Genomic DNA, 8,593 nt, shown 5'->3' with positions numbered 1-8,593 from the left:
GTCGGTGAACTGATTGCCCTCAAGACCCCACCGGGTGATACCCAACAATATTATTTTGACCACCAGGCCGACATCGCTGCAGAGCTGGTCAGTTCCTGGGGGCTCGGCCCCATGGCAGCTGATGCCATGCGTTACCAGCAGGCCATGCCAACGGAAATCCGCGATGCGGGCCATCTGGTCAAACTGATAAGCCTTGCCACCAGGCTGGCGCTGTCTGACGCCGCAGGTATTGCCGCTGCCGGCACCATTTTCGGCCTGAACGAAGAACTGACGCGTGAAATCAAACGGCGCATTGACCAGGAAGTCAGCGGAGTGGCTGAATCCCTCGGTATACCGTTATCCGACGAATACGACGCCAGCCACTCCAACGACAAGCTCAAGCAGACCATACTGAAACAGGCCATAGCCGACCAGGCGCTGAACATGTCCCCCCTTCGCGGCACCGCCCAGGAATACCTGGCGGCAACGGTCAATAGCCTGACTCTGGTCACCGGCCTGCCAGCACTGTATTTCAGTCACGCCGGGGATGGCCTGACCCTCCTGTCCGCCAGCAATGGCGACGTTCCCGACCTCACAGTTGCCAGCGGACCCGCCGCCAGTGTGTTAACAGAGGCCTTCGGCAGTGGAGTTGCCCTTTGCCTCGACGAACGCTCGCCAACGGTTCTGGACCGGCAGTTGCTGTCTCTTCTGAAAACCCCTTCGCTGGTTGCGATTCCCGTTCGTGCCGGCGAACAATGCGCCGGGGTATTCGCGGTAGGAACCGACAACGACAATTCTGTCCACACCGAAGAATTGGGCAGGCTGTTCAGCGAGAAACTGTCGCAGGCTGTTGCTACCATGCAGTCTGATGCCGGCGATGGTCAGGAAAGCATCGAAGCCGAACTGGCGAAGGACGCAATACGGCGCCAGGTCCACGAAGTCAGCAATCCACTGACTATCATCCGCCAGTATATCTATCAGCTGCGAAACCGGCTGGACGATGATGAAGTCCAGGAAGAGCTGGATGTCATACGGGATGAACTGGATCGCGCGGGCGATCTCCTGCTGCAGATCAGCCGGACCCCGGACTACAATTCAAGGGAGTCATCCGGGGCCTGCAATCTGAATGACGAACTGCGAATACTGCGGGACCTTCTGGAAGACAGTCTTTTCAGCGGCGATGAAAAAACACTGACGCTGGAGCTCTGCGACGAGTCGTCTGATGTGGCAGTACCTGGCGCAGTCATCCGGCAAGTGGTCATCAACCTGGTACGCAATGCAGCAGAGAGCCTTCCCGAGGGTGGTGACGTATCTATCCATACTCTGGCTCCTGTCTGGCAAAGTGGGAAAACCTGGGTTGAGCTGGAGATAGCGGATACAGGCAACGGAATTCCTGCCGACATCCGCAAGAACCTGTTTTCACCGGTTCAGTCTACCAAGGGCAAGGGCCACAGCGGCCTGGGACTGAGCGTGGTAAAACAACTTATTGATGACATGGAGGGCATCATTAATTGCCGCACAGGGAGGGGCGGGACAGCATTCCGAATACTGCTCCCCTCGGCGGCAAATAAAAAAACGATGACGAATGACGAAAAGCGACGGGCGTAAACAATGAAACCTTCGAGCACCGAGTGGACTTCCGGCAACGGCGCAAAAGCACGCATTCTTGTCGTCGATGATGATCCGCGAATACTGTCGGGGCTGTCATCGCTACTCAAAGGCAAGGGGTATGAAGTCACCGGGGCAGAGGGTGGCCGAATGGCCTACCGAATTCTCGAGACCGAGTCCTTTGATCTGGCGATGCTGGATCTGCGCATGCCGGATGTGGACGGGTTCGATGTCATGGAACGACTGTCATCAGAGCAGCCAGACTGTGGCGTGATCGTTGTCAGCGGTGAGAGCTCATTCAGCTCGGTCAGCCGAGCCCTTCGCAGAGGTGCACTGGACTATATCCGCAAGCCTTTTGATCCGGAAGAACTGCTGGCCACAGTCAATGGCGTGCTCGGCAAGCGTTCCCTGATGCGCGCCCACGAACACGTACGCATGCGCCTGGAGAAGTCGGAAGAACTTCACCGTTACATCGTCAACAGTTCTCCGGATATCGTTTTCATGCTCGATGGCGCCGGCCATTTCTGTTTTGTGAACAGCAAGATCGAGAGCCTGCTTGGCTATCAGCCCGCTGAACTGTTCGGCCGGCACTTTCGGCATATCCTGGACGACCGTGACATTGCCCGGGGCACCTATGCCCTCAAGGGACCCAACATTTCTGCCGACAACCCCCGCACCCTGGAAGTCCGGCTGAAAACCCGGGGCAGCCGCAAGGCCAACCGGCATTTTGAGATCACGGCATTTCCCATCGACCCGGAAACCTGGCCACACTCAAATCATGAAGATGGCAAGCACGGTGGTCTCGAAGCACGGTATTACGGTACTGCGCGGGATGTAACCGAGCGCAAGGAAGCAGAGGCCTTTATCAACTTCCAGGCCTACCATGACCTGCTCACCCGGCTGCCAAACCGCGCTCTGTTCAAGGACCGGCTCGATCTGGCAATCACCCATGCCCGCCGCAGTGAGCAGAAACTGGCGGTTATGTTCCTGGATCTGGATCGATTCAAGGTCATCAACGACACCCTTGGCCACGCCATGGGCGATCGCCTGCTGCAGGCGGTAACGCAAAGGCTGGAACGCTGTCTGCGGAAGGGTGACACCCTGTCCCGCTTTGGCGGTGACGAGTTTACCCTGTTGTTACCTTCAATCCACAGTCATGAAGACGCAAGGCAGATATCCAAGAAGCTGATCAAGGCCCTGAGGGCGCCGTTCCAGCTGGGCGATCACGAAGTGTTCGTGGGCGTAAGTATCGGCATCGCCATCTACCCCGAAGCCGGAGAGTCGATGGATCACCTGATCCAGAATGCCGATATCGCCATGTACCACGTCAAGGCCCGCGGAAAAGACGGGTATCGCTTTTTCTCCAAGAGCATGAGCATCGACACTGCCAACCGCCTGAACCTGGAGCGGGACCTGCGACTGGCGCTGGAGAGAGACGAGCTCCGGGTGTTCTACCAGCCCCAGGTGTGCTCCACCAGCAACCGGGTTGTGGGTCTCGAAGCCCTTGTGCGCTGGCAACACCCTGACCGCGGATTACTCTACCCCCGTGACTTCCTGCCCCTGGCGGAAGAAACCAAACTGATTGCCAGGCTCAGTGAATGTGTACTGGACCAGGCCTGCCGGGATGTCGGGCAATGGATCCGTAACGGGCACGGGGACCTGCGACTGGCCGTCAACCTTTCACCGGTTCAAGTGGAGCATCCACGTTTTGTAGAGACCCTGATGGAGCAGATCCACGCCCACGGGTTCCCGCCGGAGAACCTGGAAATCGAGATCACTGAAAACGTCATCATGAACGATCTTGAGCAGATCAGTCAGAAACTTCGGGAACTTGCAGCGTTAGGGGTCAGGATCGCCATTGACGATTTCGGCACCGGCTATTCTTCCCTCAACTACATCCATCGCCTGCCCATTCACACCCTGAAAGTGGACCAGTCCTTCGTCAAGGCGATTCGCAGTGGTGAAGACGGTGCCTGCATCGTCAACGCCATCGTTGCCATGGCCCATGGACTGAAACTGGAAATCGTAGCTGAAGGCGTGGAAACCGACGAACAGCTCGCCTACCTCAAAAGCCTTGGCTGCCACCAGGTTCAGGGCTTCTTTTACGGCCCGGCGCGGCCGGCTGATGTCATCGAGAAAACCCTCGGCCACGTGCCTGCCCGCGCCGTCGCATTCTGACCCTCCTCACCGAAATCCGATATTCCATTGTCTGACAATCAGATCTGTAATGTTGATCTGGCTTGCGAAGTGTTGCTGTTCGTTACTTTATGTATCCGGAAATGCGCATTACTGCACATAATTCCCCAATTGGCTTCTCTAAGCTCAGTTCCATCAGGTGTTTTTATCCAATGGAAAGGGACAGGCAGATGTCACCGTGGTGGACCTGTCCGAGACCATGCTGCGAAAGTTCGCCAACAAAGCTTTCCACAAGATCTACAACTACCCCGAGCACATGCCGCGTCTTGGCCTGCAGGTCACCGAAAAAAAGCACTTCAAACTACTGAACATGAACTGTTACTGGTCGATCCAGGGACAGAAACAGACGTAACCAGCGGTCCTCGCGCCGAATCAAAAACAACAAACGGGAAGCAACAACATGAAGGTTTCACCAGCGCTTCCCCAACGCCTGCTATATACAGGTGTCAAAACCCGTTGTGGATTATCTCCACCGCCGTTCATTACCGGCACTGGTAATTCCTGGCAATATTCAAGCTGACCCGGCTGCTGTAGCAGCCTCCGTCTCCGCCGATGCCGGCCACTGTCCCCGAATATCGCTGCTGGCCAGGTCCAACTGCTCCAGAAACACTTCGAGCCCGCCGGGGGCATCGCCGGTAAACAGGGCTGCTTCGAAAGGCTTGCCGGTCGGAGAGCTCGCCAGTCTATCGGCCGGATACCCCTTCTGTTCCAGCAACCAGGCTGTCCGACGGGCAATGGCATCGCCGGAATCCACCCAGTATTTCACATCGGGTAACTGCGCCCTCAGCAGCTCACTGATCAGGGGATAATGGGTACAGCCCAGTACCACCGTATCCACCCCGGCATCACGGAAAGGCTGCAACGCCCGGGATAACAGCGTCTCCTGAACCGGGACACCAGTAACGAGACGCTCGATCCAGTGCACCAGGTCCGGGTGCCCCAGGCGTTCAACCTGGCAACCATCGGCAAATTCATTGATAAGATCACCCAGGTAGGGCCGCCGCACCGTCGCTGGCGTTGCCAGGACCCCAATCCGGCGGTTAACAGACAGGGCCACTGCCGGCTTTATGGCAGGAACAACACCTATAACCGGGATTGACATTATGGCGCGAAGATGTGGAAGCACCACCGTGCTCGCGGTATTGCAGGCGACAACAATCACATCACAGGGATACTCCTCTATCGCTGCCGTGATCAGAGACTGGCTGCGCTCAATAACCACCGATTCCGGCTGGTTACCGTACGGGAAGCCCGCATTATCCGCCAGGTACAGCAACCTGACGGCCGGCAACTGCCGGTGAATACAGCCAGCGATACTCAGGCCGCCAACACCGGAATCGAATACCAGCACCCGTGGGGATGTCACGGCGGTGCCTCCCCTGCCCGGATCTCCCGCTCCATGGCTTGAATCAGCCGGCCGGCAATGGTGGTGGGCGGCGGCACCGGGGGCAACTCGCCCGGCCGGTACCAGTCTGCCTCGGCGATTTCGTCTTCCTGCAGAACCAGATCACCGCCGGCAAAGTCCGCAAAAAAACCCAGCATCAGCTGATGGGGAAATGGCCAGGGCTGGGACGCCTGGTATCGGACCCCGCTGACATCCAGACCGGTTTCCTCTTTCACCTCCCGTGCCACCGCTTCTTCAATACTCTCACCCGGCTCCACGAACCCTGCAATCAGGCTGAAAAAATGGCGCTTCACCCGCGAGGAACGTGCCAGGAGCATATGGTCACCCCGGCGGATAACCACGATCACGCAGGGCGCCAGTCGCGGATACCAGGGAATGCCGCACGCGTCACACCATTTCGCGCGCTCAAGGGGATGGAGCCCGGTCGTTCCACCGCAGCGGCCACAAAAGCGGTGATCCCGCCACCAGTGATGAACCTGAAAAGCAGTACCCAGCATGTCTGCCGGTGAGTCCTCCATCATCAACAGGGCCTCTCTCAGGGGAACCGGTTCGTACTTTCCGGGCAGGGCATAGGATTCAGCAACGTAAACCGCCTGGTCATCCCACTGGCCGACGTAGACCGGGCCGGTGCCGCTCTCGGCAAACGGCGATACGGCATGCCACTGATTCAGCCACCCGTCCTCCGGTTTCAGGACCGTGTCACCGGCAATGGCCAACACAAGATCGTTGTAGCCAGGGGCTTTTGTTGACCAACCGGGTGTCCATATCGCCATAATCCGGATCCTGCAGCTAACATTGGGTAAGAACTGGAAATGTACCACAGGGGCACAAGGCAACTGAACGACGTCATGTCTTTCAGCCCCGTGCGCAACCAAGTAAACTTAGCGCCTGTCTGTGTGAACCGGAGCGACCACTTATGCGTTTTTTCCTGGGCCTTCGCAGCCTGATCCTGGCCCTTTTCCGCAAGATCCTGTTTTTGTGGGTCAGGACGGATGTAAGCGGTAACAGCTCCGAAGCCCTGGGACTGGACCCGGAAAAGCCGGTCTGCTATGTACTGCAATACAGCTCTCTCTCCAGCCGCCTGGTGCTGGAACAGGAAGTGCTGAGCGCCCGTCTGCCCGGAGCCGAGACATCCCTGCCGGTGAAGAACGGGCCAAACCATTCGTTTTTCTTTCTGTACCGCAGGATCGGGGGACTGTTCAGGCGGCGCCAGACCCCCGTCCCCACCAGCGAATTCCGTGCGCTGGTGCGACACGGCCTGGAGCATCCGGAGCAGGATGTGCAGATTGTTCCAGTCTCATTGTTCTGGGGGCGATCCCCCGATAAGGAAAAATCCCTGGTCAAGCTGGTACTATCGGACACCTGGGCCGTCGCCGGCCGGTTGCAGAAGTTTCTGATCATTCTGGTTCACGGGCGCAACACCTACGTGCAGTTCAACCAGCCGCTGTCACTGAAACAGGTCATTGACGAATACCGGCACAGTGAAGAACGCGCCAACCGCAAGCTGGCCCGCATCCTTCGCACCCATTTCCGCCGAGTGCGCCAGGCCGTCCTGGGCCCGGACCTGTCCCATCGCCGTACACTGGTCAGCGGCCTGATACGCACCCAGGCCGTCAAAGAAGCCATCCGGGAAACCGCCCGCAAGGACGACATTCCTCCGCACAAGGTTCGCGCCAAGGCCTACAAGTATGCGGATGAAATCGCCGCCAGCATGTCCGTCGTTACCATCCGCGTGATGGAAGTATTGCTGGCCTGGCTCTGGAACCGCATCTACAACGGGATCTCCGTCAACAATATCCAGGTTGCCAAAGAGGTGGCCCAGGACAATGCCGTGGTCTATGTCCCGTGCCACCGTTCCCATATTGATTACCTGTTGTTGTCCTATGTGCTTTACAAAAACGGTCTGATGCCTCCGCACATTGCCGCCGGCATCAACCTGAACATGCCCCTGATCGGCCCTATCCTGCGCCGCGGGGGTGCTTTTTTCATGCGCCGGAGCTTCCGCGACAATCCGCTTTACGCCACTGTTTTCAATGAGTACATGCATGTGATGTTCTCGCGCGGCTATTCGGTTGAATACTTTGTCGAAGGCGGGCGCAGCCGCACCGGTCGTATGCTGCAACCCAGACCGGGAATGCTTTCCATGACCGTACGCAGCTTCCTGCGGGACCACCGCAAGCCCATCGTGTTTGTGCCGGTGTACATCGGTTACGAAAAAGTGATGGAAGGCCGCTCTTACCTGGGCGAACTGCGGGGCAAGAAAAAACAGAAGGAAAGCGTGTTTGCGCTGGCCAAGACCGTCCGTAAACTTAGCAACTCCTTCGGCAGGGTCGCAGTCAACTTCGGTGACGCCATCCCGTTGGCAGACGTACTGGACGAGGTGGAACCCAGTTGGCGTGAAGAAGCCTACAATTCCGAGTACCGGCCAAAGTGGCTGAACCAGGCCGTGTCGGCACTGGCAACCCGGGTTGCTTCCCACATCAACGCGTCCGTTGCGGTAAATCCCATTGGTATCACCGCCATGGCGCTACTGGGCACGGAACGCCTGGCGATGGATGAAGGACAGCTGATACGCCTGATGGATCAGTACGCAGACCTGCTGCAGGCATTCCCCTATGCTGACACCGTCACCCTGCCAGAAGGTAACGGCAGGGACTGGGTAGCCTACTGTGAGAAAATGGGCCTGGTCACCCGCCAGCCCCAGAAGCTCGGCGATATCATTGCCCTGGAAGGCAGCAATGCCATTCTGATGACTTACTACCGGAACAACATCCAGCACCTGTTTGCGCTGCCTTCGCTGATCGCAAGCCTGTTCGAAAACAAGCAGTCCCTGCGACGGGACAAGATCGAGTTCCTCGCCGGCGTAGCCTACCCGTACCTGAAGTCGGAGTTGTTCCTCAAGTACCATCCCGGTGACATTGCCAGTGTCATTAATCAATGGATCGATGTGCTGGTTTCAAGAGGTCTGCTTTTCGAGGAAGAGGATGACAGGATCAGCCGTCCCGAAGAAGGCACCGACGCCATGCTACGTTTGCGGATGCTGTCGCGCTTCATTATCCAGACTCTGGAGCGCTACCACATTGTCATTGGCATCCTGCGCAAGTACGGGCCCGGCAAGATTACCGCCAGCGAACTGGAGGAGCAGAGCACACTGCTGGCCGAAAGGATGTCCATCCTGTTTGGCCTCAACGCGCCGGAATTTTTCGACAAGACACTTTTCCGCAACTTTATCGCCAGCATGCAGGAAAACGGAGTCATAAGCACCAACGAGAACGGGCTGCTGTGCTATAGCGAAGGCCTGGATGAAGTGGCAGAAGATGCGAGACTTGTGCTGAGCGTGGAAAAACGCCAGGCCATTCAGCAGGTGACGATGCTGGGAGCCTGATTGCCCTGCGACCCTGTCGA

The 8,593-nt window shown here is 57.7% G+C and carries 6 protein-coding genes; 4 read left to right on the top strand and 2 right to left on the bottom strand.

What is annotated here, in order from left to right:
• The 3 genes from ACESMB_RS03835 to ACESMB_RS03825 form a co-directional block, all read left to right on the top strand.
• A partial coding sequence (locus tag ACESMB_RS03835) for an ATP-binding protein (protein WP_372970939.1) occupies nt 1–1,587 on the top strand: 1,587 nt, incomplete at its 5' end.
• A 3-nt stretch (nt 1,588–1,590) separates the two neighbouring features.
• Nucleotides 1,591–3,765 carry a putative bifunctional diguanylate cyclase/phosphodiesterase gene (locus ACESMB_RS03830; RefSeq protein ID WP_372970938.1) on the top strand — a complete coding sequence of 725 codons (2,175 nt, stop codon included), beginning with the start codon at nt 1,591–1,593 and terminating at the stop codon, nt 3,763–3,765.
• Between the two features lie 157 nt (nt 3,766–3,922).
• Nucleotides 3,923–4,135: a hypothetical protein gene (locus ACESMB_RS03825; RefSeq protein WP_372970937.1), complete on the top strand. Its 213-nt coding sequence runs from the start codon at nt 3,923–3,925 to the stop codon at nt 4,133–4,135.
• A 159-nt stretch (nt 4,136–4,294) separates the two neighbouring features.
• Here the strand turns inward: ACESMB_RS03825 and murI are convergent, their stop codons facing one another.
• Together murI and nudC are read right to left on the bottom strand one after the other, a co-directional pair.
• A complete protein-coding gene (murI, locus tag ACESMB_RS03820; RefSeq protein WP_372970936.1) occupies nt 4,295–5,149 on the bottom strand; it encodes a glutamate racemase in 855 nt (284 codons plus the stop codon).
• On the bottom strand, nt 5,146–5,961 hold the full coding sequence (nudC, locus tag ACESMB_RS03815) for an NAD(+) diphosphatase (RefSeq protein WP_372970935.1): 816 nt from the start codon (nt 5,959–5,961) through the stop codon (nt 5,146–5,148). Before nudC ends, murI begins: the two co-directional genes overlap by 4 nt.
• Nucleotides 5,962–6,104: 143 nt before the next feature.
• Here nudC and plsB point away from each other — a divergent pair, with 143 nt between their 5' ends.
• Nucleotides 6,105–8,573 (top strand): glycerol-3-phosphate 1-O-acyltransferase PlsB, encoded by a 2,469-nt coding sequence (gene plsB, locus ACESMB_RS03810; protein ID WP_372970934.1) that lies wholly within the window; start codon nt 6,105–6,107, stop codon nt 8,571–8,573.
• Nucleotides 8,574–8,593 lie beyond the last annotated feature (20 nt).

The organism is Marinobacter sp., assembly GCF_041686475.1.
Taxonomy (GTDB): Bacteria; Pseudomonadota; Gammaproteobacteria; order Pseudomonadales; family Oleiphilaceae; genus Marinobacter.
The sequence above is the reverse complement of the archived record's forward strand: the minus strand, read 5'-3'. Positions and strand labels throughout refer to the sequence as shown.

Coding starts and splice junctions, on each gene's coding strand:
- plsB (WP_372970934.1), top strand. CDS start 6,105: ATGCGTTTTTTCCTGGGCCTTCGCAGCCTGATCCTGGCCCTTTTCCGC.
- ACESMB_RS03830 (WP_372970938.1), top strand. CDS start 1,591: ATGAAACCTTCGAGCACCGAGTGGACTTCCGGCAACGGCGCAAAAGCA.
- nudC (WP_372970935.1), bottom strand. CDS start 5,961: ATGGCGATATGGACACCCGGTTGGTCAACAAAAGCCCCTGGCTACAAC.